The organism is Thermogladius sp., assembly GCF_049970955.1.
Taxonomy (GTDB): domain Archaea; phylum Thermoproteota; class Thermoprotei_A; order Sulfolobales; family Desulfurococcaceae; genus Thermogladius.
In genome coordinates this window covers 116,987-142,744 of the sequence record NZ_JBMFLY010000001.1, presented here as the reverse complement: position 1 = coordinate 142,744, position 25,758 = coordinate 116,987, and the positions used below count along the sequence as shown (strand labels likewise).

The following is a 25,758-nucleotide window of genomic DNA, read 5'->3' as shown; positions in this document are numbered from 1 at the left end:
GCATTGTAGGGTTTTAAAAAGTTGTTTCACGGTATGTAAGGGGGCTTCTCGTCTAGTTTCAAGACGCCCGACTCCAGCTTGGCCTGCAACCTGTACGCGACGAGCTTATCGTCCGGGCTGGCCCTTGGCGGGTGTGGGACTCTCAGCTCTCCGCCACAGTACGGGCACTTGTCTGTCGCAAGAGTATACCTGCCACACCTAGAGCACTTCCTCATGAGCCACTTCAAGACTTCACACTCTCTACAGAGACTTCGACACCGAGCTCCTTGGCTTTCTCGAGCGCGCGCTCAAGCGACCTCTCTAGGACCGCCTCCGCCGTCTTGTAGTCTCCGGCCTCCACCTCCACGACGTACCTCGGGGATCCAGCCGTGTATATTCTCGCCGCTAGTCCTTGCCCCGTGATCTCTCTGTCCAGGGTTTCGAGGACGCTCCTAACCCTCGCAACGCCGTCCCTTTCCAGGCTCCTGAGCAGGACGAGCCTCTTGACCGAGATCTTCCTGGGCTTCACGTGCTTAGACGCCTCTTCGAGAATAGGCTTTACCCACTTCTCGGGTACACCGGCTTTAATGAGAACCTCCTCTCCCTTGGCCACGGCCTCCTCCAGCGCAGTTAGCGGCTCCCCGAACTGGTCTTCTAGCTTCCAGATCACGTCTCTATAGGCTTCCTCTAGGCTCCAGCCCATAGACTTGGCTACCGTCTCGATTATCTTGGCGCCCCGCAGGAACCTCTTCCACCACATCATCTTTCTGCGCTTGTCTCCGTCAGAGACCCTCTTTAGAGAGACGTCTACCTCGTTCTTCCTCCTGTCCACTCTTATGACCTTAACGACTATCTTCTCGCCCTCGTATATGACCTCGTGAAGGTCTTTGACCCACTTCGTAGAGGCCTCGCTCCAAGGCAAGTACGCCCTCAAGTCGTTGTACTCGTCTAGGGTCACGTAAGCTCCGTAGTCGAATATCTCTCTCACCGTGGCGACTACTAGCTCGCCAAGGTCTGGCAGGGGCTTCCTTGGGACTACCACCTTAAACCGTCACCTCACGGAATTCGTATAGTGCCAACAGGTAATAATTGTAGAAGGTCGCCGACGTCGAAGTAGCTGTGTCCAGCGGTATGAGTGTAGTGTTGACGAGTCTGAAGAACATCGGGGTCTTTACGCTGAGCTCTTGAGGCTGGTAGATGTCGTTCAGGACGGGGTGACCCATTGAGTGGGCCGCGTAGGCTACGAGCTCTACTACGAGGGACGACGCCGCCCTGCTAGTCCACGCCAGGGGCACGTTCACGAAGTACGTCGCCTTACTGTAGTCTATGAAGTCCGTTACGCTCTGGTTTGCGAGCGCGGCGTAGACGGGTATCCTGGCAACGTCCCCTAAGGGTTGGTAGGTCACCGCCCCGATACGACCCGCTGGTATAGCCCTCCCGAAGTGCACCTGCTTAGTACCATACACCGTGTTCTCGATGCTTATAGCCTCGCCCACGATCACGTAGACCCTGCTTATGTTGTACGCCATAGCCAGCCTCCTCAAGATACCGGCCGAGGTGGCCTCGTCACTGATCATGATCCAAGACGCGAGCCTCCACCCCTCCACGGGGCCGGAAGGGCCTGCGAGGGCTGTATACCCCTCGCCTAGATAGCCCAGGATGTAGTGCGTGTAGCCCCAGTACGCTACGACGAGGGTTCTGTTGCTGGAGACGTTGGAGAGAGCGCTTAGAAGGCTGGGTAGACCGCTAAGGTCGACCGCTGTCCTGTTTATGTAGGTCAGCGGGATGTCCAAAGACACAATGCTCGGGGGGCTCCAGCTCACCGCCGTCGAAGAGACGGCATTACTCCCTACGATCGATAGCAGCACTAGCGAGACCAGGAGTATAGAGGTGGCTCTGCCGAAGCCTTTCTCGAATACGCTTATCCCGTGGAGTACCCTTGTCAAAACATAGGCGACCACCACGGAGGATGCTACTATAGCGTACAGCTCGTTGACCACGTCAACGTAGCCCAGGAGGAGTGAGGTAACGGACGTCGAGAGCAGGAGTACCTTTGCGAAGAGGTCCACAACCCCCGAATACCTGGCCGTCCTCGACAAGGCTAGGAAGCCGAGGGCGAGGAGGAGTCCCGGAGCCCCCAGGTCGAACATCGGGTTGTACTGCTTGTAGTACACCCCGGTGACGCCTGGGGCGCCTAGGCTCGCCGACACGAGCACAGACGAGGCGACGGCGAGTACCAGCGAGGCGACGACAGCAACGAGCCTCGAAGACGCCTTGTTGAGACCGAACCTCTTAACCAAGTACCACCCCACTAGGGGGCCCGCCAGCAAGCCTAGCGCAGCCGCGTGCCAGAGGGTTACGAACCTGTAGCCGAGCAAGACCGCTACGAGGAACGCGAGCAGTATAACGCGGGCTGGCACGAGCTCTCTCCACCCCATTTTACCGGCCGTCACGAGGATGCTGGCGGCGATGCCGTACGATGCCACCACTACCCATGCGCTACCATTCAACAGCCACGAAAACGCCAAGACTGCCCCCGCTAACGCGCCAACCAAGCGGCTTCCCGTGCCCGAGGCGGCGACTAGAAGTATGACGCCCAGCAGAGTGAGCGGGACCATGTTCCAAGGACCGAACATACCCAGTTTAAACCAGTACACGAAGCCTGGAGTCGTCGCGACGAGGAGAGCCGCGAGACCCGCCGCCAGCAGATCCCTGGACCAGAAATACGAGAGAGCGACTACGAGGACCAGCGTTAAAGCCCCCGCTACCAGGGGCACTACGTCTACAGAGCTCAGGGCCAGCACCCTGATTAAAAGGTCCCCTAGCGTGTCGTAGTACCTCAGGTCGACGGGTGCCACAACGGAGAGACCCCTGTCGAGTGGGTACCCGGCATACTTTACGACGTATATGTGAAACCATGAAATGTCGCTTGGGAGACCGTACTTCAAGGCGTAAAACCCGAGAACAAAGTAGGAGACCAGGCTTAGTGCGAGGAGAGCAACGCCGGGGACTACATTCTTGACCTTCATAGTAAGCACCTTCAGGGCTGTGTTTATTAGTTGAGACCTAAATTTAAAACCTAAACACGTAGGGAGGAGACGTGTCGAGAAAGACGAAGAGGTTTAAAGAGGACCTGGCCTACGAGTTCGACTACGACTACGTGGCCGACAAGGCCCTGTCGTTAGTTGTGGTCTTGTCGATCGTGACGATCGTAGTGGTTGTGCCGAACTGGCCCTACCTCGTCCTGACTTATGGTTCACAGCTCGCCTCGTACGGGTTGAGCGCTATAGGGTACACACTGCTCTACACAACCCTCATAGCGTTCCTAATCGTGGTAGGGGCGATAGCCCCACATTTCACGGAGTCTATTAGACCAAAGGGGTTCAAGAGGATAACAGAGGAGAGGAGGCTAGAGATCAACTTCTACGTAATGGTCAGCTTGCTGGCTGTCGTGTCCTTGATCGCCTTAGCTGTTAGTTTGCAGTACCTGCCCTCTTAGCTGTAAATACGAGTAGATCGGTCTCTCGACTAGCTCAACACAGTCCTCCAAGTAGAAGGGCAGCGCCTTTTCGACCTCTAGTAAAACGACATCACCTCTCCTGTACCTGCCACAACTGGACTTGAAGTACGCGAGTAACCTCCTCCCGTGCGGTACCAAGGAACCAGAGTAGAGTAGGGCGAGGAACTTCTTCAAGCGCCACACAAGCCTGAGCGCGTACCCGTCTACGCTATCAGTAGGGGGCTCAACGCCGAGAGACGCCTTCAGCAGCCTGAACTCGGCCAGGGTTTGCGCGTCTTCGACAACTCGGCTTAGTATCTTTAGGAAGAGCTCTCTCTCCTCTCTACTAGAACCTATGCCTGCTTGAAGGCCGCTCTCCAGACCCGACTGGACGTCTTGCAACTTGACGTCTTGGATTGAAAGGAGCTTGGCAGACCATATCTCCTCGCGTATTAGCCTAGTTAGCGGACTGCTCATACCAGAGGCTCCACTCCTTTGTCGCCCACGTAATTTGCTAGCTTCTTGAGAATTAAATATATGGCGTAGGGAGCCTCCAGCTCCAGCCTGACCCCCCTCTTCAGGTTTAGCTTCTGGTCGAATACCCTGAAGCCAGCGAAATCTATGAGAGGGCTCACCACTACTCTCCCCGACCATGCGAAGAGGTCGGTGAAACTAAAGGGCTCGGCCTCTTTGAACTCCGCCACTTTGAGGCCCGCTTTACCATTTATGCCGCCCTCAAACCTAGACAGGCGCGTGATGTCCATTGTGACGACCTTGTCGACCTTAACGCACAAGTCGCTCAGTAGGTTACTAAGGTACTCGCCGGGCAGCCTGTACAACACGCCCTTCTCGCCGTGTCTAGGAGGGCTCCTGAAGCCCTCTGCGGCTACCACCTTCTCGGCCAGGCCCATCTCGAGCGCGAGTTTTAAAACCCTTTTCCTGAACCCCGCCTCGTTTTCACCAAAGTACACAAACCCAGCTCTACTAGAGGTATCCGGTGGAAAGAGTCGCGAGATGTCCATGTTCTCGCAGGAGACGTAGTCAGCTATAGAGGCTCTCGCCTCCCTCGTTAGATCTAGCGCGAAGTCGTCGGAGACTCTCACGTGGAACCCCCTATGCCCCGAGAAGTAGACCTTGACGTCTCTGAACCCGAAGTCGTCTTCAAGGATCTCGCGTAGCTTGAAGGCTTCACTAAGCCCTTTCCTAAAGCACTCGGGCTCTATAACGCTCACCTCGACGGGCTCAGAGCCGGAGGGGCACTTCTCGGCGTGTTCGCCGAGAACGCTGTTGTCTTCGACACACACTTTCAACTTGAGTTCGCACCCGGGGAGGTGGTCCACGTCTATGTCGAATATGAGCTCCGAGCCCTTCCAGCCTTTCATACCCATGTTCTCGGCGGAGGGGTCTTCGTAGACTGCTGACGAGTAGTACAAGTGTAGCGGCGTCTTCTGGTCCAGAATGAAGTGGTACAGCTGAGCCATCGAGGGGAAGCTCAGGTGTCTCACGTATGCCTCGCTCTCGAGGTCTACGAGAGCTATCTCTCTCATATGGAGGTTAGGCGGCTCTACAAGAGGCCTTCTACTGTAGTATAGCCTGAGCACCCTCCGGAGAAACTGCTTATTCGACTCGCGGCGATACATAGAACGTTAGCCTTCCGCCCTGCGAGATGTCGAACACGAGTCTCATGGGTATGTTAGACCCGTAACTGAGAGTAAGGCCCTCTGCTACCGGCGAGATCCTCGAGATCTCTACCAAGTACTCTATGCTGTAGCTCGCTTTTGCGTCAGCGCTGGCGGTGTACTCGAGAAGGGACCCGTCTTCGAGCGATAGCTCGATCTTTGCCTCGGCTACGTCGCTAGACGAGGAGAGTACCAGCTTGCTAGAGCCCGCCTCGGACTCCAGCGTGACCACGTCGCCGATGACCTCCAGCTCTTTCAACACGTCCGCAAAGATGGCCGGCTGGATTCTAGCGGTTACCGGGAACTCGAGCTCTATCTCAGATATTTCCTCGACGGTCGACACCTCGATATTGGGTAAGATGAACGTCCTCGTCCCGTGACCGTGGAACGTCACGCCCAGCCTACCGCCTTCGAAAGTCTCCAGTACGAGCTCGTCCCCCTTCGAGGCTAGTTTGAGTATTTTAGAGAAGTCCTCGAAGTTGACGCCGAACCTCTCCTCCCCGCCGACCTCGTACTCGGCGAACGACTCCTTTGGGATTACTAGGTCTATTAGGGCGGTATTAGACGAGTCTAGAGCCCTCATTCTTAGACCGCTGGCGTCGGCCTTGAAGACGCCCTCCTCGATGATCTTGGCAATAGAAGAAACTACGTACTTCCATACCGCCGCGTTCGAGAACTTGAGCCTCAAGCAGTGACCACCTGCTCTATGCAACTAGTTAGGCTCCAGAGGAATTAAACCTTGGGGGCCCAGTAGGAGCATCCAGCAACCCGCCCAGCCGTCTACTCGTACTCCCTCCAGACGTGCCCGCATCTCCTGCACTTGTAAAACCTAGTCGGAGGCTCGTCGGCAGCTCTCGTCTGGACGAACCAGTAGTACGCCTCGTGGTAACCGCACTTCGGGCAAGTCACCTCCCTGGTTATAGGCAGGTTAGCCTCGCTGCTGTCTTTCAGCACGAGCGTCTTCTCCTTCTCCGAGTGCTCGATTTTCACCTTCAACCCGTAGAGGGCCAGGTCTCGCTCTGTAGCCTTGACCTTGTAACCACACCTAGAGCACACTAGGTAGTATGTCCCGCCCTCATTCACAGGCTTCATTAGACCCCCGCAACGAGGGCAAAACCGTGGCATGGCGTCTCGCCGCAGACAACCGACTCTAGAGCCTCTACACCACCCATACTTATATACTTGACAAGACCGGAGGCGAGTCTTATAAAACTACAGTACTTCTCCCTTAACAGTAGGTACTGGGAGCCCTCTACAACCCTCAACCCCAGCCAGGCGTGGTCGTACTTCGAGCCTTCGCAGTTCACCACTATCGACAGCTCGTTGAAAGTGGATAAGCTTCCAACGGCTTCTCGCAGGCTGAACAGCCTATCGAGGGCCTGGACTATTTTCATCTCTTCTAAAAATTTCCCCTGTAGACTGCCAGTAATATGATGTCGTCGAGTAACGCTACAGCTAGTACCCTCGACTCCCTCTTCATAGCTTCTCCTCTACCAGGCTCCTGAAAGCTCTTATGTCGCCGACTAGCTTGTCTATTATCTCTACGAGGACCTTGAGGGGGTCTTCGCCCTGCTTCGTGATTATCGTTAACTCCATTCTCTCTTGGAGCGGGTGCGGAATCCTGTACGCGCTGTACTCCACTCTCGGATCTAGGAGAGCCTCTTTTGCTAGCAGGTTTCCAATTGTGTGGTCCTCTCCCTGGATCTCTATCACCAGCTCGTTTCCCTCCCTCTTGAGAATTCTCACTTCCATCGATGAAACCACCGGTCGCTCGCTGGCTAGCCAGTACTATGCTTTACCTTTTTTAAAAATTCATCTACACCCTGGACCCACTCGATATTCAAGACGATAGACCCCTCTTCATCCCTCCTCAGGTGCGAGAACGCGAGAGCTCTCTCCATGATCTCCTCCAGAGGGGCCCCTGTTAGAGCGCCTATAGTTAACAGGTAGTACTTTGTCGACAGCCCTCTCACGTTGCCGGGCATTCTCTTGGCTAGTTCTATTATCCTCTTGGACAGCTCGTAGACCACCTCTTTGCCCGCGTTAGTTATTACCCGATTGCTGTCCTTGTCTAGAGCGGCCGTGAACCCCTTCCTCTTCAACACCTCTACTAAAACACGGGGCGGGAAGGTCGAGCCTAGGTCCCTAAACAAGGTATTAAGCTCGAAGGAGAACCCCCCTCTACCAGCCTTGGGTAACCCGGCTAACAGGCTCTTGATCCTGGCCCACGCCCTCTTGATCTCCGACTCGTATCCGCGGAACTCTATCGATATCCAGTTGTCGTGGATTGTTATAGTGTATTCGCCTACAAGAGCTACGTGCTCGCTTATCCTCTCAGCTATCTTCTCGCAGGGCTCGCTGATACACCTCACTCTAAAAACTCTTTTGACGAGAGGCATCACTGCACCTTCACGAGTATGTAGTTCGTGCTCACCTTCCTCTTGTTAACCTGCCCGCACACGCTGCAGACCAGCCTGCCGCCCTCGTACACTAGCTCGCCTCCGCAGTAGTTACACCTCGCGTACACCACGCCCAGCTGCGGCTCCTTGATGGATAGCTGGAAAATCCCTTTCCCACCTATCACCTTGGCTTTGACCACGTCGCTGACCCTGACAATGTCGAACATGGTCTCCACGTATGTTTGGCTGGCCTGGGAGACGTGTATGACTCCAGTCATACTTACAGGCTTTACAGACCTTTTGTCTTCGATCCAGTAAATTCGCACAAATGCTAGGTCGTCGTTCATGTGTACTACTACACCCTCTACTATGTCGCCTACGCGTGGTACGAGAGTCTTGGAGACAGCGGGTTTTACGCTCACGGACTTCCTCAACTTATCCGCGAAAACCACGCCCACGATGCTGCTCCTGAGCCTCCCACTAGCATCCTCGTACACGCCGCTACCCGCTATGAACTCCTCTAGGACCCCCAAGACATCGCCCGGTGTGACCTTGTCGCTACTCAACCCAGACCCCTCCTTAGCACGACGTAGAACGCCTTGAACCTGTGCACCCTCCTACGGTGGGTCTCGAACATCATTGGTATTTTTAATTCAAGAAAGCCTATTTTAACGACTCCGAAACCCTTTTCAGCAGCATGCGCCCTAACCAGCTCAACGGCCTTCTCCGTGTACTTGTGGATCGAGTAGACGCTGCTCGCGACGTCTAGTGCCGAGCTCAGGAAGCCCATGTCAAGCCCCCGGTTGCTCTCGTACACGCCGAAAGGCGGGTTCATCAAGACCGTGTCAACGCTTACGACAGGGTTGTAGAGGGCGTCGGCGACCATGTAGACGACCCTCCTACAGAGCTGCCGGCTGTGGCGGCAGTGAATCTCCCTCGCGTATTCCAGCACCCCCTCGTCTATGTCAAGACATATACCGAGCCTGGCCCCCAGCATCAGCGCCCCAAACACGAACCTGCCAGTACCACACCCCAGCTCCAGGACGACGGAGTCCTCAATATCCCCCATCATGTACGCGTCCCAGAGAACAGCCGCAGCGACGTCCGGCGACGTCTCGTACTGCTCAAGCTCTCTCCTTGGATGTGGGTAACGAGGTAGTTGGGAGAGGGCTATCTCGAGGCCCTTCTTGTCTAAACTACCACGGAAAGACGTACTTTTCAACCCCCCAAACGAGCATGGCGAGCTCTCCTGGTGTGAGGACCGGCTTGTGGAAGTCGTGGAAGTCGTCGAGGGGGAGCCTAGGACAGCTCGTGACGACTATGAAGTCGGGCCTGAACGTCTCGTCTATTGTGAGGAGCCTGTCCAAGGTTAGGTAGGAGACGGTCGTAACGACGTACTCGACCCCAATCTTCTCCAACAACTTGGCGACCATATTTAGTACACTAGGCCTGAACTGTCCCGGCCTCGCGCCGGCGACCACTACTGCTCTCCTCAAGGCCTGGTTGCGGAGTTTGACTACCGTGTAAATCCTCTCCCTGATCAACTTGCGTGCTTCTACTGATGGATCCCAGACCTTCTCCCTGTAGGGGTCGTAGGCCAGCAAGTTGTCGGTATATAGGGCCGCACCCAACGCGTGGAAGAGCCCCCCTGAGACTAGTAGGAACCCGTCCACCGAGCCTGCCAGTGATATTACAGAGCGGTAGTCGCACCCGAGTATAGGTCTATCCTCGGCCTCTCTAACGTCGAAGCCCCTGCTGGACAGGTAATCTGCGACCCTCTTAGCCACAAGGCGCTCCGTTAAAGGGCTGACCACGGCCACCCTCCTCCAAGACCTAGAACTCAGGGAACCCTCTATCTCCAGCAAGGACTCGGCGCGGGGTGTCACGTCGTAGTAGACGGGGACGTACACGACCCTCAAGGGGGGCTCGACCTCGGCGAGGGGGTACTCGGCGTGCCCGATGTGGACTACTAAGTCGGGCCTCAGGAGGGCTACCTCTTCTAGCGGGATGTCGCAAGCACCGAACGAGGGCGACGCCGAGTAGTAGACCTCGACGTCCCTTACCTTCCTTAGGAGGCCCCCTAGACAGTCGTACAGCTTCTTTAGTCCGTCGGGGGCCTGTAAGAGAACCCGGGGCCTCGGGACAGGTATCGAAGATAGCTCCTCTACTAATAGGCTCTCCTCAACAATGTAGGTGTCGCATTTCAAGGTACTAACCTTGCGGACTGAAAACGGCTCTTGACAGCGTAGCTGTTACTGCCCAACAGCCGCCTGGAGAGGCTCTACGACCACCCTTGTCGGCAGAGGTAGCTTAGACGCCGCTATCTTCATAGACTTCTTGGCTTCGTCCAAGTGCTCCTTCTTCACGTAGAGCTCCACGATCACGTCGCCGGGGCTTACCCTAGCGGCCAATCCGATGGGTTTGCCAAAGGACAGCCTCATACCGTCCTGCAACCTGTCAGCACCGGCAAACGCCATCATCTTGTTCTCCCTGATAACGTGGTGGGGGTACTTCTTCACTTTCAGGTAGTAGTTGACGTCACCCGCCACGACGCTCATTCTCTTGTTGATCATAACACGCGCGGCCTCGAGAGCGTTGTGCCTGATCTGCCCGGCCTCCACCGCCACCAGCTTCAGCACGTACTGGTAATCGCCTTTCGGGTTCCCCATCTCGAACTTCGTTATCTTGGGCTGGGGGACGCCTGGTATGTACTCCTTCCTAGTGTACGGCGGCCCGCTGAAGTGCGTGTAGCACCTCGCCGGTCTCAGAGGCATTTAAGTAGCACCCTAGAGTATACGGGAGACTTAACTAGATTAATAAAGCTTAGTCCGCAAACCCCGACTAGACGGCCTACACAGGCCACGCGCGGTTGGAGTCGGCAAAGTCTAGGTTAAAACCCCTTGTACACCTATTTATATCTACGGTGCGGGGGTGCCCGAGCCAGGCCAAAGGGGGCGGACTCAAGTAGCCCAGGGGAGATCCGCTGGTGTAGGCCTGCGTGGGTTCAAATCCCACCCCCCGCACTAAGCTGGAGGAGAACCGATGAAGACGCCCCCAATAGTGGCTTTCACGAGGTGTTGCCTCGGCGAACTCCTTCTGTTTACAGCGCTCGTGTCTAGCATAATTTTTATGATACAGCTGTTCTTCACACCCGTCGTAGTCATCGTCAGCGGTCTGAGCTCTATAGTGAACGCCCCGCCGGCGCAACCGGCTAGCGTTGGCGTGCTACTCGCGAACGAGAGCGAGATCCCCCTAGTAGTCTACTGCCCCTCCGTAGCCGAGGGGCCCCGTGGAGGCGTCGAGATGCTGGCTTCTACGGGGCTGTTAAAACTACTCCAGTACGGAAGCGAGCCGCCCACCCGCCTCCAAGCCGAGGTCAAGATCGGCCCGGTGAAAACCAGCGTCGTCATCACGGGCTCATTCCCTGAAGAGGCGCCGGCGTTGAAACCTGCCTCGGGGTGCGACGAGAGCCTGCACCCACTGTCGATAGCTTCCTCTAGTGTAGTGCGCGAGTTCGAGAACGTGGGAGAAGCCCTCGTCTACTTTGCTCTAGCCGTACTGCTCCTTGGCTCCCTCTTACTCGGCTTGAAAAGAGAGGACGACTTAGCGAGCACTGCACTAGTGATTAGGGAGCTGGGAGGCGGGAGAGGGTCCGTAGCCGCCGGTCTTCTCCTCTCGATCGCGGTCACGGCCGTGACCGGTGCACTCCTCGGTTTTAGTCTCTCTATAGTTCTGTCGCGTACTCTCACCGTTGTAGCAAAATACCTCCTGAAGGCCCCGATCGTTGTAAGTCCGTACATAAACTTAGTCGGCTTCGCGCGCTCTTACGCCTTGATAGCAGCCATCGCTCTACTACCCCACACGTTCATAGCCAGGAGGGTGACGAGGAGGGTGTACGAGTGAACGTCTTATTGAAACTCTTCTTCGACAAAGACTACTTCGCTTCGGCAGCGGTACTAGCAGTCGTCGTCTCTTTCAGCATGGTCGCCATAAGCATAGCGGGGGACATTGTACTAGCGCCACTAGAGGTCGCTAGAGGGGGCAGTGACCTACTGGTCTATAACAGGAACAGCTTCGTGGTGACCGGTCTACTACCGAGTCGCTTAGCAGACTACGTAGTCAACAGTACTGGCGGGAAGTGTGTCCCTGTCGTCTTAGCCCCTGCGCTGATCAACGACGCGAAGCCCGTGGTAGTCCGGGGTGTACCACCAGGCAAGGCCCAACAGGTAATTGGCGCAGGCAAGGTTGTCGGAGAGCTGAGAGTAGACGGGTTCAACGTTATGGTTGGCGCCCGGGTCTCGAGCAAGATGGGCGTCTCTCCAGGAGAACTACTCCTACTGAGGGGGGTTTTGAACAACAAAGCTGTAGCAGTCGAGGTATCCGGCGTTTTCGAGACAGGGACGCTACTTGACGACGAGGTCTTGACGAGCCTTGACATAGCCAGGCTTCTAAGAGGTGTAGGTGTAGGCGAGTACAGCGTCTTGACGTGTAGTAGCCTAGACGAGCAGGCGACCAGGCTATTGGAGGCCGTCGCGGGCAACACCAGCGTGGGTTACGGGCTCAAGGTAAGCATACCGAGCTGGCTCGTCTCCCTGTTCGAGTCGCAGAGAGGGGGGTTCAAAGGAGTCGTGTCGATCAAGGGTTTCGGCGACGTAGTCAACTTGAGTAGGGAGGCGAGTCTTCTCGGGATAGCTGGCTCCTTGATACTCTCGACGGCCGTACTGGTCGAGACCTCGTCATACTACTTGAAGACGAAAAGGAAAGTCCTGCACACGCTTCTCGAGGTGGTGCTTGATACGAGGAGGGTGAGGTCGATGGCCGCAGCCTCCCTAATAGCTTTGTTCGTGTCGGGGTATGCTCTCGGGGTCTTGCTTACCTGGCTTCTCCACGGGCTATTGCGCTTCCAGGTGCTGTTCCACAGTATCAGCCTCGACCTGCAACCCGACGACGCGTTGCTGTACACCCTGGGCCTCGTGGTGGTTCAGTCGTTTATTGTGTTGAGGGGTGTCGGCGATATTGGAGAAGAGGCCTAACGGCGGTGTTCTGCTTCTACTATTGGCCGTCTCAATCCCGCTCCTAGCAAGGCTCGCACTCTACATTACCAGCAGTACTTTTTTCTCGACCGACGTGTGGGGTATTCTAAGGAACTCGCAGGTGTTGAGCCAGTATTCGCCTATTAGCCTTTACTCCAGCGTTTTCGACGGCTACAACAACTACTGGCCAGTAACATCGTTTGAGCTCGCTATCTTCAGCGAGGTGACGGGGGCCGGCCTGTTGCTCTCCGTAGTCACGATAACGAGCTTTATCTCGGCGTCGATCATAACAATTGTCTACTCGTTTAGGAGGGGCTTGGAGGGCGCTATGGCCGCGATAGTGATAGGGGCGGCCTTCAACGTCCTGATGATGACGGCCGCCTATACAAAAGAGGGGTACGCCTACGTCCTCCTCTTAATGATGGTCTACTCCCTCGTCGGCAGAGCGAATCTAGGCCCGGTCATACCCGTGGTCTCCGCGCTGGCGCTTCCGTTCACCCACCACCTTACTTCTCTAATCGCCGCCGTCATCCTGTTCTCGTCGTTCTTAGCCCACGTAGTCAGGCTATATAAGCCGCTACCCTACTGGGCGGTGGAGTTTCGTAGGGTTGTCGTCTCCTCTGTCCCGCTACTCGCGTCGCAATCCCTGCAGTACCTTACGCTAGGGAGGTTCTCGACGCTCTCGGTTGTAACGGGTTGGCTTGCTCTCAGCTTGGTCTCCTACGTCGTCGTTTTCAGCCTGGTCGGGCTAGCAATAGGGGTCTTCGTAGTCAAGGTGAAGGAGCGTTTGTTAGAGGCCGCGGCTCTGCTATCCCTTGTTACAGGGGTCGCTTTATCGGGCCTGGTCGCAGAGGTCGTTTACTCTCTAGACACGGTGAGTCTCGCTCTGACAGTGCTCCTCGTTCTAACGGCTCTACTCATCGTGGTCATTAACGCTGTGTCGAGGGACAGGACAACGCTCTCTTCTCTCGCGTGGTTCACCGCTATAGCGGGCCTGATCGCGTTCTTTGTCGGGGAGGAGATCCCCGGCTACGAGTCCATAATCTACAGAGTGGCCGGGTTCATCGTAGTTCTAGCCCCGTTAACCATCAACGGGCACCGTAGGAGGCGTGCTGTTCTTGCGTCCGCCCTCTTCCTCGCAACGTCAGTCCTCGTCTACGTCCTGACCTTCACCGGGGTAGCGGCCCCCCTCGGGTGGTACTGGGTGTACAGGGAGAGCGAGGTCTACACGGGGCTCCTACTCAAGGAAAAACTTACAGGGTTGAAGGTGTGTAGCGACGTGAAGCAGGGCATGATGCTGAGTGGTTTCTACGGGGTTGAGACGGCACAGATCCCGTGCGGATCAGAGGCCCTGAGACTCCTGTACAGGTACATGGCGACGAACGGGGCACTCGTGTCCGCCGGCCGGGTTGTAAAAGTGAGTGTGGACCCGAGTAGGGCCAACGGTACCGTTTTAAACAACGGCAACGGTTTCCTCTTATTGGTGTAGCAGTGTAGCGGGGTAGGGTCAGCCTAGTGGAGCTCGTTAGGCTGGAAAGGGTCAGAAAGACCATTAACGGAAGGGCTGTACTCGAGAACGTCGACCTACAAGTAGGGCCCTCGAGGATCGTCGTGATAAGGGGTAGGAGCGGGGCCGGTAAGACGACCCTACTAAAGCTCATGGTCCTACTACTAAGGCCTGACGAGGGTAGGGTACTGATAAACGGCGTAGACGCGTGGAGACTCGACACTGCCGCGAGGTCTAGGCTCGTATCGGGAACCATATCCTACATCCCTCAGACAATAGACCTGCTACCCAACCTGACGGTGAGGGAGAACATAGAGTTGCCGGCCGTTATTAGGGGCTTGAAAAAGGGAGACAGAGAGCTGGCCGTCAGGGAAGTAAGCGAGCTGCTCGGAATACCGCACATGCTTGAGAGAAGAGTGGAGACGTTGAGCGGCGGCGAGAAGCAGGTTGTCGCCTTGGCTAGGAGCCTGGTGACCAAGCCCAGGCTCGTCGTCGCGGACGAGCCCTTCGCCTACGTTGACGATAAGGGTGTAGAAAACCTGTTCAACACTATAAGAGAGCTTAGGGACAGGCTCGGCGTCTCCTTCGTAATCACCACTACGGAGATAAACATCAAGAGCTTCACGGGGGACGAGGAATACCTTTTAACCAACGGGACTCTAACAAAGGTCTAGGGATGTTTAGACCCCGACGGCGAGATGAGGAGCTCTATGGTCAGGCCGGTAGTCGCCGTTCTCGCAATCCTCGTTTTAGCGGCTGAGGTCGTTTGGGCTGCGTCGCCTGACTACCTCGCCCAGGTAGAGGAGATAGCTACTAAGTTGAAGAGCCTAAGCCAAGCGGGCATGAACACCAGTATGGTGGAGGAGTACGTGAACAACGCCTTGTCGCTCATAAACAAAGGCAACCTGACCCCCGAAGAGGCGGCGTGGGTTGAAGGCAACCTCACCCTGGCCAGAGAGGAGCTGTCGTCCCTTGAGAGCTCGTATTCCAGTTTCGTAACCTGGCGCTACATTACGCTAGCCGGCACAGTAGTCGGCTTCGCGTCCATACCTATAGCTGTGTACTTCCTGCTACCGCGTGCCTGGGCCTACCTGTGGTTCAAGACTAGGAAGAAGTGGTTAGTCCGCAGGAGGTACAAGAGGTAGTTAAGGCTTATATTAACAACGTGAAATTATTGATGAAGCGGCTCGCTAGGGATTCAGGCTTGTCGTTCGATATAGACCACGCCCGCGAGATGGTCAAACAGGCCCTAGGCGAGATCAAGAAGGTCTACGTCGGGAAGGAGGATTTAGTAAAGCTGAGCATGGCAACGCTTCTGAGTAGCGGCCACCTGCTGATCGAGGGCTTACCCGGCACCGGTAAAACCCTTCTAGCAAAGACGCTGGCCAGAGTCATAGGTGGGACTTACAGGAGGGTCCAGGGACACCCCGATACGCTGCCCTCTGATATAACGGGCTTCCACGTGTATAGGCCGGACGGTTCATCGAGCTTTGTGAGAGGGCCTGTCTTCTCTAATATTCTACTGCTCGACGAGCTTAACAGAGTGCCGTCCAGGTCTCAAGCCGCACTCATAGAGGCGATGCAGGAATACCAGGTCACGGTCGATGGGGTCACCTACTCTCTGCCCAGGCCTTTCATGGTGATCGCGACAATGATCCCCCAGGAGTACGCGAGCGGGGCTTACGGCGTGATCGAGACGCTGATCGACAGGTTTGCTACTAGCCTGCCCTCGCTCTACAACCCGCCCGAGGAAGAGCTCGAAATAGTCTCGAGGTCGGACTACGTGTTACAGCCTCCAGTCGAGCAGGTGCTCACCCCGTCCGACGTGACTAAGATCTCCGAGTTGATCGCTCACTGGGTGCACGTGGAGGAGAACGTCAAGAAGTACATAGTTGATCTAGTGAGCTACTTGAGGAGCTCCCGAGCCGTGCTTTACGGGCCTAGCCATAGAGCCAGCGTCTGGTTGTACAGGGTGTCCAGGACCCTCGCCTTCATGGAGGGGCGGGACTACGTTATACCCGATGACGTGAAGGCCCTCGCGGTCCCCGTCTTAGCGCACCGGGTCAAGATCAGGGAGGAGTTCGAGGTCGAGGGTGTAACCCCGAAGAGCCTTGTCGAAGAGGCTCTAAATAGAGTCCCCGTCCCAAAGTAGGTCGCTCGAAATGCTCGATATACTAGTAGTCACACTACTAGCTACAACCTCGATCCTTGAGTATTTCGCCCCCGGCCTACTATCGCTAGTTGTAGCACTAGGCTCGTTCGCGGCTGTATTAGAGGCCTATTACTTTTCACTAAGCAGAGGGGGGAGTCTAGACTTACAGCCGTTACTCATTTACGTACCTTTGACCGTAAAAGCGCTCATCACATCGCTCAACACGCCTCTGTGGCTACTTGATCTAGCGTGTCTTGCCGTTCTAATTCTGGGGCTCTACTCTTCCACAGGTGTGGATAAGTACCAGTCTCTCTACAGGCCGTATATCCTACCGCCCCTACTTTTGTCAACTACGGTAGGCGTAATCCTGGGCATCAAGAACCCGTTGGGCGTGTCCGTGGTTGCTGTATACGATGTCTTGTTTTCGGCCAGGCTACTAAAACCGGCTAGTTTAGACAGCGCCGTCTTGGTCTCGATCTACTTTATCCCCCTTTACCTTAGCCCGGTCCTGAGCGTGAACCTCTTATACTTGGCGTATTCGTATATCGTCTACATGGCGAAAAATCTTGCTCTCGATAGCTCGGAGAGGGCAGATGTCATCGTGGTATTTGACACCATAATTAAACCCGTCGTTTACTACCTGGGTGGGCTGGTTTGATACTGCGCTACATGGTAGCCGGCTTGAACATAGTCGTTATCGCTTCTATACTGATCGCGTACGGTGTCGTAACGGGTAGCCAGCCTATCATAGGTATGGGTGCCTCGACAGCTGTTATAGGTGTAGTCCTGATCTTCACCTCGGCTTCTACGAGCGAGAGCCTGCTTCTATCTCTCAAAGAGTACTCTCTGGCGTCGACCGTGGCTATCACGAGTATACTACAAGACGCCGACATGTTAGGTGTGAGACCTTGCTACATGAGGGGATCGGGCGGGGAGGAGTACGTCGTTTTCTCGAAGAGCGCTCCACTCGCTATTCACAAACCTGGTGTAGGCTACGCCGATACACCATACATAGCCTTCCCTATATCTAGTGTTTTAGCCGACTACGATAAGCTGAGCACCGCGGACCTGCGCAGTGCCCTGTGCTCTAACAGAGGGCTCTGTAATAACATAGCCTTATCCGAGGAAGAGGGCTCCGTGAGAGTAGTTCTCTTCAATCTACCGCCCGAGTTCGCTGATCTACTAAAATACCCCTACAACCCTCTCGTAGGGTACGTGCTCGCAGCCGTGGGTAGGCTTAAAGACCGGGTTGTCTGCCTTGAGAGGGTTAGTCTCGCGGGCGGTAATGCCGAGGTGTTCTTAAGGGTGGGGTAGTGTGAGCGAGCTGGACAGGTTCGTGCGCCTGTATATAGTCTTAACCCTGGTCTTGAATGGCTGGGTTCTGTTTTTAGGCGAGACACGGTGGGACGTGTACGTTGTACTCAACATCCTCTCGTTCTACATATCGTACGCCATGAACAGGCCTAGTTTTGAGAACAGGAGGGTTGTAGGGGTTCTACACGGGATCTTAATAACGCTATTCATAGTCCTGGTATCGTACAGGGTCTACGAGGTCTTAGCGCCTTGACAAAGCTCGCCTTGGCCGTTTTACTCGCTCTTGTCCTCTCGCTCCCCCTCCTAAGCTTAGACCGCGCCGAAGAAACCGGCCTTGACTGCCAAGCCCTCATCGCCTCGCTGTACAAAGTTATGGAAGCCTCCTTGAGCGGTAATAATTCGGCGGGCCTACTAGACCTGTATTCTAAGGCTGTTTTACCACCGCCAGTAAGCCAGCTACACGGAAGGGTCGTGGAGGACCTCGCCGACCTACACGATGTCCTCAACTCGGTATTCAACGAGAGCAGCGTCGCCGCCACCCTAGAACATATCGCGGATTTATCGAAGAGGCTGAGAACAGACGTCGAATCGTACCTTAAAACCCTCACAGCGTGTAGCTTAGACAAGAGCTCGGCTTCGCTCTACTCGGAGAAGGTCTATACGCTGCTGGACAGGGTCGACAGCCTACTGAACCAGACGATGGTATACTTGGCCACGTCCAGCTCAAGTAGCTCTATCAAGGTGTACCCGAGCTCGCAGACCCTTGCTCCAGGGGACACCGTGTCGTTTAAGATCGTTGTCCTAGAAGAGGGCGTCTTTAACGGGTCCATAGTCTTGGCTGTACTCCCAGGGCTCGCAACTCTGGTCTCCGAAGAGATCCTCGTTTCGACGGGCGTCAATAAGATCGATGTAAGTATCCCCCCGGCAAGCAAACTGAGCGGGGTGTTGACCGCCGGGAGGTACGTTGTGGTCGCTCATGTCGTTATACGGGACCCTACTAATTCGTCGGCCCTTTCACTCCTAACACTGGACCTCTACACCAACAACCTAACAGTCAACGTACCCAGGGTTGTGCGGCCTGGGGAGCTCGTTTCGGCCAGCATAGTCCCCGCCGAGGGGTGTTTTGCCTCCATCCTACTGGATCGAGACGTGGTCTTCGAGGGCTATTTGAGGGAGGAGGGTGTTGTTGTCACTTTTAGAATCCCCGAGAACGCCACCCCCGGAACACACTACCTGGAATTGAGGCTGGAGCCCGGTTTCAGGTACCTGGGCGGCACAGTCTCGATACCGCTACTAGTCGAGAGACCCGAGATCCCCGTTGTCGTGGAGGCGCCCACAGTATACGTGGGCCTCTCAAACGCGATACCCGTGCTTGTGAGAGCGTTGGGGAACGCTTCCAGAATAGTCGTTGTCACTAGTAGCGGTGAAAGAGAGGTCTCCAATGAGGGAATAACTTACTTAAACGGTGGGTTGGGGCTGTTTGACCGTGTAGAGGCCGTGATAGAGGTATACCCAGCAGAGGGCTCCGTCTACCAACCAACGGTACACCGTGTATCGGTACTGTACATAAACCCGCTGACGCTCCTGTCCATCGGCTTGGCTGTCACTTTTGTGCTCCCACTTCTCGCAGTCCACGAGAAGGGGGTGTACTTGGCGTTGAAACGTGTTGGTTCAAGAGGTGGGGGGAGAAGTCTACTGAGGGGTGTCTCTCGGTTTAGAGACTACCTAAGTACACACCTGCCAGTAGCCGGCCTGTACTACAGGCTTTTAATGGAGTTGGGATTCAGAAAGCCCGAGGCGCAGGAGACGCTTAGGGAGCACTTTGCCAGCCTAAGGATTAACACCGCTATTAAGAGCCTGCTATGGAGGCTACTCCTGTTGGTGGAGAGGGAGCTCTACTCGCGGGACAAGCCCAAGAGGGAGGAAGCCGAGTCGGTTGTGAGGGAGATTAGAAGTGCCGAGGCCTAGCCCGCTATTGTTTGTCATGACCGCGTTCTTGCTTCTCACCTCCCTTAGCGTGCTCGTTGTAGCACCCTCGAACATGCCCGAGTCGGTGGTAAACACCGGCGAGGATGGGCTCTCGATGCTCTACTCGGAGTACAACGCCGCGATAATCCTGAGGTATAGCGAGCTCGAGAGGCTCGACCCGAAGAATACTATACTAGTGCTTACATCTGCTAGCTCGTTGGACAGTAACGGCTTGAAGTACGTCGCCGACTACCTCGCTAAAGGGGGCTCTGTCGTCATGTGGGTCGACAACACCGCAGAGGGGTTTCTGAGCCCCCTCAACCTGACCATCACGGTATACAATGGGACACTGCTAGACGAGGTTTCCAAGCACGGCACTAGGTTCGAACCCGTGGTCTTCTCCAGGCCGCTAAACGTGAGTGTCGTTCTTGAAAAACCTCGCCCCATCGAAAGCTGGGGACCGGGTGGAGAGTGTATTTTGTACTCCTCACCCTTCTCGTACATAGACCTGAACGGTAACGGTTTTTACGACCCTGGCGAACCGATGGACAGCTTCTGCGTAGGCGTCGCGTTCAGGTACCTCAACGGTACTGTGTTTATAATACCGTCCAGCAATATTTTCGTCAACAACCTGTTCAGCCTTAACAAGGACTTTCTAGACGAAATTAGAGGCGGTAGAGAGGTTGTGATCGACCAGACCGCCCAGAGTAGAGACCTGCTGGAGCACCTAAGGCTCGCCGCCTCCACTAGGGGTTACAACAGTTTTATCCTAGTTTTTCTATTAGGGACATTACTAGCCGGAGGAGTACTTGTTGTCAGGCAGAAGTTTTAAGGCTCTAACCGTTTACGTCGCCGTTTCAGCTCAGCTCACCGTGTTTCTATTGGTGCTATTGGTTGAGAGGGACTTCGTCAGATCGTTGGTAGCTCTAGTACTGGCGTCCGCTACAATGGTTGACCCTGCTTACACGAGCTTCACAACCTTTACGTCGAGTCTTCTCTGCCTGAGCTTGGACCCCCTGTGCCTGCTAGCCAAAGCTGTGTCGTCGGCCGTAAGCGTACTCGCCTACAAGTCCTCTCCCGGCAGCGCGCGGAGCGGTTTTACCGAGATATCCGTCTTCACGGGGATTTTTACACCTATCTACATACTGACGCCCATAAACATAGTCTCGGCGTTCTCCGCACTAAGTACGGCTGCCTTTAGACTAGGCCTGGTCCAGTTCAAGCTAAGTAAGATTGACGTTATTGCTGAAGCCGACCGGAAAGTAGTGGAACTCGGCGGAGAAGCACGCATTAGGGTGAGGGCTGAGATAGGGGAGAGCGCCTGGTACGAGATACGCGTCGGGGACAACTTCGTTAGAAGGGGGTTAGCGAGCGGGCCTATTGAATACGAGTACGTGGCCAGGGCTACTAGGATAGGCTTGGTTAACATGCTCGTGAAGGCCAGGTTCTGTGACAGCAGCGGTTTCGCCTGTATTGAGAAGCCGGCCGTTAAGGTGAAGTTCAAAGTCGTCCCAAAGTTTAGAGTAGTTTCCGAGAGGGCGCTAGCTTATCTCAGGAGGGCGTTGAGAGAGACCCCTTCACCTCTCATACTCGTGCGCGAGAGGGCCTTACACACCGAGCCCGGGGTTCCGCTAGGGGGCGCTACTGGTGCTGGCGTAGGTAGGAGTCTGACAGCTGGACAGGTTGGGACGGGCTCTCAACTAGCACCAGGAGAAGCGGGCGCAGGGTATGCGGGTTCAGGTTTTCCCCTCCGCGGAGAATTAGGAGAGTGGAGTGGGGAGGCTATCACGGCTGGGGACGCCAGGGATTACTACGCTAGGTGGAGATTGGCCCGCAGAGTGTACATTTTGATGCGGAGACTGTTTTCCGGGTTCTACGGGGAATACATCGGTTGTAGAGACTACATCCCAGGCGACCCGCCTAGGAGGATACACTGGAAGAAGAGCGCTAGTAAGGGCAAACTCGTAGTCAAAGAGTTCTCTAGAGGAGATGGGGGAGGGGTGGCTGGGGGGTCCGGGGGTCTGCTCATAGTGGCTGACTGGGTGGCCTCGAACTACGAGGAGCTCGACAGCCTCGTTCTGACCACCCTCAGCTTGGTCTGGTATGTGAAAGACGTGAAAGAGAGTCTCTACATCTACCTGCGTACACCCTCGCTGAGGGAGTACTTTATATCAGGCTCTCCTCTCGAGTCTCTTGCTGGCCTGATTAGTGTGCTTAGAAGTGAGGAACTGAGCTTGAACTGGGATTTCAGCCCGGTAAACAGCAGTTACAAAATGGTGGCAGACAAGATGATGACGCTAGAGGAACCGTTTTTGGTAGTATTCTTGCGGGAGCTACACAGAGTAGAGTCGAGTAGGATATACGAGGAGTTCAAGAGGCTTGTGGGGGATACTAAAACACCCTACATAATAATAAACGGCACGCCCACGATGTTGAAATACGACTTCCTGAGGTTTATACTTGAGTCGCACGGTTTAACAGCCTACAGATTGCCAGAAGTCGTAGAGCTGGGATTGCCGAGAACCGGTTTAAAGGTTGGTGCGCTGTGATCTTGGACGACGAAGTGTTCGCGGTCATACTGGCTATATCCATAGTCCTGTCAGTTGCCGGCATAGCCGTCTCTCTACCCAGACCCTCGGAAAACTTTGCGGCGATAGGGCTGCTGAATGAGGAGGGTAAGATAGGGGACTACCCCAATAACGTGAGAGTAGGGCAGGTTGTTTCTCTCAACGTCTTCGTCTACAACCATCTCGGCTACACGGCCTTATTCAGAGTAGACGTGAAGGTGGGAGACGGAGAGGTACCCTCGAACACCACTCCTTTACCCAAGCCTCCTCTGCTTAGTCTCTACACGCTCCTCGGCAACTACGAGAACGCGACAATACCTTTTAACGTGACCTTCACGTACCCTATGGTGAACCAGACGCTGGTTTTAGAACTGTACGTTTACTCTCCCGATAACAGCTCGTGGGTTTACATGGGCGAGTACGTCTTCCTAAGACTGAACGTGACGGGTGTCGTGTTTTGAGCGGCAAGGAAACTCTCGAGGACTATGTTGCCAAGAAGGGGGCTAAGATAAGCAGTATCTTGGAGGCTTACAAGGAGTGGGCGAGAGGCGACATTGAGCTAAGAGACCCGCATCCTCCTCGCTCATTCCTAGAAGTTGTCGTGAGACTCGACTACTCACTCTGGTTCTGGACGGTGATATCGGTCGAGGCAGTGACACTCCTGCTGGTTGCCGTATCGAGTACAAGCCCCATTTTAACACCCGCTAGATACTTGTTCGGCTCGCTTTTTGTCCTATTCTTACCAGGGTACTCGCTGATAAGAGCGCTGTATCAAAGCGGGGAGTTGAGCCCGATCGAAGAGCTCGCTCTATCCATAGGGTTAAGCCTAGCGATAGTCCCCTTAGTAGGGCTCGTCTTAAACTACACCCCGTTTGGGATAAGACTCGCACCTGTACTAACATCGCTCGCAATACTCACTACCGCACTAAGCCTACTAGGACTATACAGGAAGTACTCCGAGATAGTGGAGGTCGTCTACGAGAGTTAAAAACTACTTGAAGAAACCGATCTTCCTAGCCAGCTCTGTGAAAGAGTCTACGACGTACTTCATGTCCTCCGGCTTGTGCGCCGCTGAAGGCTCGAGCCTGATCCTAGCTTTGCCCTTCGGCACCGTAGGGTATACGATAGCCTGAGCGAATATGTTGTACTCGTCGAACAGCCTCCTCGAGAACTCCTGCGTTAGTTTCTCGTCGTAGAGCATCACGGGTGTTATCGGGTGTCTGGTGTTGCCTAGGTCGAAGCCGGCGTCCCTAAGACCTTTCTGCAGTATGTATGTATTCTCCCACAACTTCCTGATCAACTCGTCGCTCTCTTCTAGTATCTCGACAGCCGCTATCGCTGCTGCTACGTCGGGCGGGTTCATTGCGCTAGAGAACAGGAAGGGTCTGCCCCTTTGCTTTATGAACTCGATCGCCTCTCTGTCCCCGGCTACATACCCCCCTATAACGCCGAAGGCTTTACTCAGGGTACCCATTTCGAAGTCGACTCTACCGTGCAGTTTGTAGTAGTCGACTATCCCCCTACCATGGTCGCCCAGGACGCCCTCGCCGTGTGCGTCGTCGACGTAGACAATAGCGTTGTACTGCTCGGCTAGCTCGACGATCTCCGGGAGAGGGGCGAGGTCCCCGTCCATCGAGAAGACCCCATCGGTTACGATCACTTTGATCTTGTAGTCCTTGACCTCCTCGAGCTTCTTCTTGAGGTCCTCCACGTCCACGTGCTTGTATATCACCTTCGGCGCCCCTGCGAGGCGTATGGCGTCGATTATGCTCGCGTGATTCAGCTCCTCGCTGATGAAGACGAGGTCCTTTCTACCCCACCCCAAAGCGCTGAGAGCGCCCAAGTTAGCGTTGTAACCGCTCTGAAAGACCACTGCCGCCTCCCTCCTCTTAAACCTGGCTAGTTTCTCTTCGAGTATCTCGTGTAGCTCCATAGTCCCTGCTATAGTCCTCACAGCCCCAGCGCCGACACCGTATTCTAGTATAGCCTTGATCGCAGCCTCTTTAATCCTCGGGTGAGCCGCGAGGCCCAGGTAATTGTTGCTACACATGTTCAAGACTCTCTTACCGTTCACGACGACCCATGGGCCCTGCGCTGTCTGTAGCTTGCGTATTGTGACGTAGAGGCCCTGCTTCTTCAGGTTCTCCAGCTCCTCCTTAATCCAGTCTAGTTTCCCCACGTTCAACACCACGCCATATATGTATAGATCGCTGGTTCGGATATAAATGTATTAGACATAAATAAACGGTTTAAGGGTCCTCTAGCCCTTTCCCCCTAGGGACTTCTTCAGGTTCTCTATCATGTCTCTAGCCATGGACTCGAGGTCCCACATCGGTCTCCAGCCCCAGTCCCTTCTAGCCCTGCTGTCGTCGATGCTCTTGGGCCACGAGTCTGCTATTCTCTGCCTCAGCGGGTCTGGCTTGAAGTCCGCCTTGAAGCCGGGTATATACTTGGCTATAGTGTCAGCCAGCTCCTTGGCTGTGAAGCTCATGCCCTGGACGTTGTAGAACCTGACCGTGAGGTCAGCGTTATCGGCCTTCATCAACATCGTGAACGCCCTTATAGCGTCCGGCATGTAGATCATGGGCAGCCTAGTGTCGGGTCTAACCCAGAACGTGTACTCCCCCCTCTTAACAGCCTCGTAGAATGCCTCGACAGCGTAGTCGGTCGTACCGCCTCCAGGCGGGGTCTTCCAGCTTATGACGCCCGGTAGCCTAGGCCCCCTTACGTCGAGGCCGTACTTCAAGTAGTAGTACTCGCCTAGGAGCTCCGTGATTACTTTGCTGATCCCGTAAATCGTCTTCGGTCTCATCACCGTTATGTCACCAGGGTTGTCAGGCGTCTCGGGCCCGTAAACAGCAATACTACTGGGCACTACGACCATGTCGAGCCTGTTCTCCCTCGCTACTTCGAAAACGTTAAGCGTCCCGTTGGTGTTGACGTCCCAGGCGAGAGCGGGGTCCTGCTCCCCTCTAGCCGACAACACCGCAGCTAGGTGGACTATCACGTTAACCTTGTACTCTTTGACGACTCTGGCTATCTCGTCCCGTCTCAGCACGTCGAGCTCGACGTACGGCTCGCCTATCTCTCTCAGCTTGGCCACGTTCCTACCGGACGCGATCACTCTGTCCTTGCCGTAAACTTCCCTTAGAGCCGGCACCAGCTCAGACCCTATTTGCCCGGTAGAGCCCGTGACGAGGACTATCATGGATGACCACATTTTGCTTTAAGGCACACATGAGAATAAGACTTTCCCCCTGTTCAAGAGTGCCTTTTATGGGAGACGGCTATGTACTAGACCCCCGTAGGCAAAAGACCCTGTACATACGTGCATAAAGGATATATATTTACACCGCTTATATCAAACAGGGGGTGTTAGGTGTGAGCGGTATCTTTGTGATAAAGAGAGACGGGAGCAAGGAAGAGTTCATACCGGAGAAGATCGTGGTCAGCATTATCAAAACAGGAGCACCGGTAGACGTTGCTCGAAAGATCGCCAAAATTGTCGAGGGAAAACTCCTCGAGCAAAACGTAACGGAGATCTCTAGCAAAGACCTGATGAAGATGGTCCTGGACCTTTTGAAGAGGGAGAACGAGGAGTGGTATAGGAACTGGATCATCTTCGACAAAGCCGTTAAGAGGAGGAAGCCCGAGGTCTGAC

Annotated in this window: 32 protein-coding genes and 1 tRNA gene; 17 read left to right on the top strand and 16 right to left on the bottom strand. The window is 55.1% G+C overall.

Translation table 11 applies throughout. From position 1 onward, the window contains the following. Positions 1–26: 26 nt before the first annotated feature. Genes ACP5VX_RS00930 through ACP5VX_RS00920 form a run of 3 tightly spaced genes read right to left on the bottom strand, consistent with a single transcriptional unit; the run spans position 27 to position 3,008 of the window. A complete protein-coding gene (locus ACP5VX_RS00930; protein WP_428724011.1) occupies positions 27–227 on the bottom strand; it encodes an RNA-protein complex protein Nop10 in 201 nt (66 codons plus the stop codon). After that, positions 224–1,021, bottom strand: a complete 798-nt coding sequence (locus ACP5VX_RS00925; RefSeq protein WP_428724010.1) for a translation initiation factor IF-2 subunit alpha — start codon at positions 1,019–1,021, stop codon at positions 224–226. Before ACP5VX_RS00925 ends, ACP5VX_RS00930 begins: the two co-directional genes overlap by 4 nt. Before the next feature lies 1 nt (position 1,022). Then, positions 1,023–3,008, bottom strand: coding sequence for a hypothetical protein (locus ACP5VX_RS00920; protein WP_428724009.1), 1,986 nt, complete (start codon positions 3,006–3,008; stop codon positions 1,023–1,025). A 71-nt stretch (positions 3,009–3,079) separates the two neighbouring features. Between ACP5VX_RS00920 and ACP5VX_RS00915 the strand changes: the two genes are divergently transcribed. Continuing rightward, the gene (locus ACP5VX_RS00915; protein WP_428724008.1) at positions 3,080–3,478 is read left to right on the top strand and encodes a hypothetical protein; all 399 of its coding nucleotides are present in this window, start codon (positions 3,080–3,082) and stop codon (positions 3,476–3,478) included. Here ACP5VX_RS00915 and ACP5VX_RS00910 read toward each other — a convergent pair. From ACP5VX_RS00910 to ACP5VX_RS00860, 11 genes are all read right to left on the bottom strand, one after another. Next, on the bottom strand, positions 3,446–3,955 hold the full coding sequence (locus ACP5VX_RS00910) for a hypothetical protein (protein WP_428724007.1): 510 nt from the start codon (positions 3,953–3,955) through the stop codon (positions 3,446–3,448). The genes ACP5VX_RS00915 and ACP5VX_RS00910 overlap by 33 nt on opposite strands. Beyond that, a complete protein-coding gene (locus tag ACP5VX_RS00905) occupies positions 3,952–5,025 on the bottom strand; it encodes a DNA primase small subunit domain-containing protein (RefSeq protein ID WP_428724006.1) in 1,074 nt (357 codons plus the stop codon). Before ACP5VX_RS00905 ends, ACP5VX_RS00910 begins: the two co-directional genes overlap by 4 nt. Before the next feature lie 70 nt (positions 5,026–5,095). Next, positions 5,096–5,845, bottom strand: coding sequence for a DNA polymerase sliding clamp (locus tag ACP5VX_RS00900; RefSeq protein ID WP_428724005.1), 750 nt, complete (start codon positions 5,843–5,845; stop codon positions 5,096–5,098). Positions 5,846–5,937: 92 nt separating this feature from the next. Next, positions 5,938–6,249: a transcription factor S gene (locus ACP5VX_RS00895; protein WP_428724004.1), complete on the bottom strand. Its 312-nt coding sequence runs from the start codon at positions 6,247–6,249 to the stop codon at positions 5,938–5,940. After that, entirely contained in the window at positions 6,249–6,551 is a 303-nt protein-coding gene (locus ACP5VX_RS00890; RefSeq protein WP_428724003.1) for a hypothetical protein, read from the bottom strand. Before ACP5VX_RS00890 ends, ACP5VX_RS00895 begins: the two co-directional genes overlap by 1 nt. Before the next feature lie 82 nt (positions 6,552–6,633). Continuing rightward, entirely contained in the window at positions 6,634–6,909 is a 276-nt protein-coding gene (locus ACP5VX_RS00885; RefSeq protein ID WP_428724002.1) for an RpoL/Rpb11 RNA polymerase subunit family protein, read from the bottom strand. 26 nt (positions 6,910–6,935) lie between these two features. Then, on the bottom strand, positions 6,936–7,556 hold the full coding sequence (locus ACP5VX_RS00880; protein ID WP_428724001.1) for a DUF2067 family protein: 621 nt from the start codon (positions 7,554–7,556) through the stop codon (positions 6,936–6,938). Beyond that, complete coding sequence (locus tag ACP5VX_RS00875) at positions 7,556–8,122, bottom strand: exosome complex RNA-binding protein Csl4 (RefSeq protein ID WP_428724000.1); 567 nt, start codon at positions 8,120–8,122, stop codon at positions 7,556–7,558. Before ACP5VX_RS00875 ends, ACP5VX_RS00880 begins: the two co-directional genes overlap by 1 nt. Continuing rightward, positions 8,119–8,778: an METTL5 family protein gene (locus ACP5VX_RS00870; RefSeq protein ID WP_428723999.1), complete on the bottom strand. Its 660-nt coding sequence runs from the start codon at positions 8,776–8,778 to the stop codon at positions 8,119–8,121. The genes ACP5VX_RS00875 and ACP5VX_RS00870 overlap by 4 nt, the downstream gene beginning before the upstream one ends. Further along, positions 8,753–9,763, bottom strand: a complete 1,011-nt coding sequence (dph2, locus tag ACP5VX_RS00865; RefSeq protein WP_428723998.1) for a diphthamide biosynthesis enzyme Dph2 — start codon at positions 9,761–9,763, stop codon at positions 8,753–8,755. Before dph2 ends, ACP5VX_RS00870 begins: the two co-directional genes overlap by 26 nt. Positions 9,764–9,808: 45 nt before the next feature. Next, positions 9,809–10,330, bottom strand: a complete 522-nt coding sequence (locus ACP5VX_RS00860) for a 50S ribosomal protein L16 (RefSeq protein ID WP_428723997.1) — start codon at positions 10,328–10,330, stop codon at positions 9,809–9,811. A 151-nt stretch (positions 10,331–10,481) separates the two neighbouring features. Here ACP5VX_RS00860 and ACP5VX_RS00855 point away from each other — a divergent pair. From ACP5VX_RS00855 to ACP5VX_RS00785, 15 genes are all read left to right on the top strand, one after another. Next, positions 10,482–10,579, top strand: a tRNA-Leu gene (locus ACP5VX_RS00855). A gap of 19 nt (positions 10,580–10,598) precedes the next feature. Then, positions 10,599–11,459, top strand: a complete 861-nt coding sequence (locus ACP5VX_RS00850) for a hypothetical protein (protein ID WP_428723996.1) — start codon at positions 10,599–10,601, stop codon at positions 11,457–11,459. Beyond that, positions 11,456–12,589 carry a hypothetical protein gene (locus ACP5VX_RS00845; RefSeq protein ID WP_428723995.1) on the top strand — a complete coding sequence of 378 codons (1,134 nt, stop codon included), beginning with the start codon at positions 11,456–11,458 and terminating at the stop codon, positions 12,587–12,589. The genes ACP5VX_RS00850 and ACP5VX_RS00845 overlap by 4 nt, the downstream gene beginning before the upstream one ends. Continuing rightward, positions 12,573–14,078 (top strand): hypothetical protein, encoded by a 1,506-nt coding sequence (locus tag ACP5VX_RS00840; protein ID WP_428723994.1) that lies wholly within the window; start codon positions 12,573–12,575, stop codon positions 14,076–14,078. The genes ACP5VX_RS00845 and ACP5VX_RS00840 overlap by 17 nt, the downstream gene beginning before the upstream one ends. 26 nt (positions 14,079–14,104) lie before the next feature. Then, on the top strand, positions 14,105–14,770 hold the full coding sequence (locus ACP5VX_RS00835) for an ABC transporter ATP-binding protein (RefSeq protein WP_428723993.1): 666 nt from the start codon (positions 14,105–14,107) through the stop codon (positions 14,768–14,770). Between the two features lie 24 nt (positions 14,771–14,794). Next, the gene (locus ACP5VX_RS00830) at positions 14,795–15,241 is read left to right on the top strand and encodes a hypothetical protein (protein WP_428723992.1); all 447 of its coding nucleotides are present in this window, start codon (positions 14,795–14,797) and stop codon (positions 15,239–15,241) included. A gap of 32 nt (positions 15,242–15,273) precedes the next feature. Beyond that, complete coding sequence (locus tag ACP5VX_RS00825; protein WP_428724026.1) at positions 15,274–16,248, top strand: AAA family ATPase; 975 nt, start codon at positions 15,274–15,276, stop codon at positions 16,246–16,248. Between the two features lie 10 nt (positions 16,249–16,258). Then, the gene (locus ACP5VX_RS00820) at positions 16,259–16,906 is read left to right on the top strand and encodes a hypothetical protein (RefSeq protein WP_428723991.1); all 648 of its coding nucleotides are present in this window, start codon (positions 16,259–16,261) and stop codon (positions 16,904–16,906) included. Further along, positions 16,903–17,562, top strand: a complete 660-nt coding sequence (locus ACP5VX_RS00815) for a hypothetical protein (protein ID WP_428723990.1) — start codon at positions 16,903–16,905, stop codon at positions 17,560–17,562. Before ACP5VX_RS00820 ends, ACP5VX_RS00815 begins: the two co-directional genes overlap by 4 nt. Position 17,563: 1 nt before the next feature. Then, on the top strand, positions 17,564–17,815 hold the full coding sequence (locus ACP5VX_RS00810; protein ID WP_428723989.1) for a hypothetical protein: 252 nt from the start codon (positions 17,564–17,566) through the stop codon (positions 17,813–17,815). After that, positions 17,812–19,530, top strand: coding sequence for a hypothetical protein (locus ACP5VX_RS00805; protein WP_428723988.1), 1,719 nt, complete (start codon positions 17,812–17,814; stop codon positions 19,528–19,530). The genes ACP5VX_RS00810 and ACP5VX_RS00805 overlap by 4 nt, the downstream gene beginning before the upstream one ends. Next, positions 19,517–20,362 (top strand): hypothetical protein, encoded by an 846-nt coding sequence (locus ACP5VX_RS00800; protein WP_428723987.1) that lies wholly within the window; start codon positions 19,517–19,519, stop codon positions 20,360–20,362. The genes ACP5VX_RS00805 and ACP5VX_RS00800 overlap by 14 nt, the downstream gene beginning before the upstream one ends. Further along, complete coding sequence (locus ACP5VX_RS00795; RefSeq protein WP_428723986.1) at positions 20,343–22,079, top strand: DUF58 domain-containing protein; 1,737 nt, start codon at positions 20,343–20,345, stop codon at positions 22,077–22,079. Before ACP5VX_RS00800 ends, ACP5VX_RS00795 begins: the two co-directional genes overlap by 20 nt. Beyond that, positions 22,076–22,558 (top strand): DUF1616 domain-containing protein, encoded by a 483-nt coding sequence (locus ACP5VX_RS00790; protein WP_428723985.1) that lies wholly within the window; start codon positions 22,076–22,078, stop codon positions 22,556–22,558. The genes ACP5VX_RS00795 and ACP5VX_RS00790 overlap by 4 nt, the downstream gene beginning before the upstream one ends. Continuing rightward, positions 22,555–23,085, top strand: coding sequence for a DUF1616 domain-containing protein (locus tag ACP5VX_RS00785; protein WP_428723984.1), 531 nt, complete (start codon positions 22,555–22,557; stop codon positions 23,083–23,085). The genes ACP5VX_RS00790 and ACP5VX_RS00785 overlap by 4 nt, the downstream gene beginning before the upstream one ends. 3 nt (positions 23,086–23,088) lie before the next feature. On the opposite strand, the gene ACP5VX_RS00780 is transcribed toward ACP5VX_RS00785, so the two are convergent. Together ACP5VX_RS00780 and ACP5VX_RS00775 are read right to left on the bottom strand one after the other, a co-directional pair. After that, positions 23,089–24,276, bottom strand: a complete 1,188-nt coding sequence (locus ACP5VX_RS00780) for a glycine C-acetyltransferase (RefSeq protein WP_428723983.1) — start codon at positions 24,274–24,276, stop codon at positions 23,089–23,091. A gap of 81 nt (positions 24,277–24,357) precedes the next feature. Then, the gene (locus ACP5VX_RS00775) at positions 24,358–25,305 is read right to left on the bottom strand and encodes an NAD-dependent epimerase/dehydratase family protein (protein WP_428723982.1); all 948 of its coding nucleotides are present in this window, start codon (positions 25,303–25,305) and stop codon (positions 24,358–24,360) included. A gap of 173 nt (positions 25,306–25,478) precedes the next feature. On the opposite strand from ACP5VX_RS00775, the gene ACP5VX_RS00770 reads away from it, so the two are divergent. Further along, positions 25,479–25,757, top strand: coding sequence for an ATP cone domain-containing protein (locus ACP5VX_RS00770; RefSeq protein ID WP_428723981.1), 279 nt, complete (start codon positions 25,479–25,481; stop codon positions 25,755–25,757). The last annotated feature ends 1 nt before the right edge of the window (position 25,758 follow it).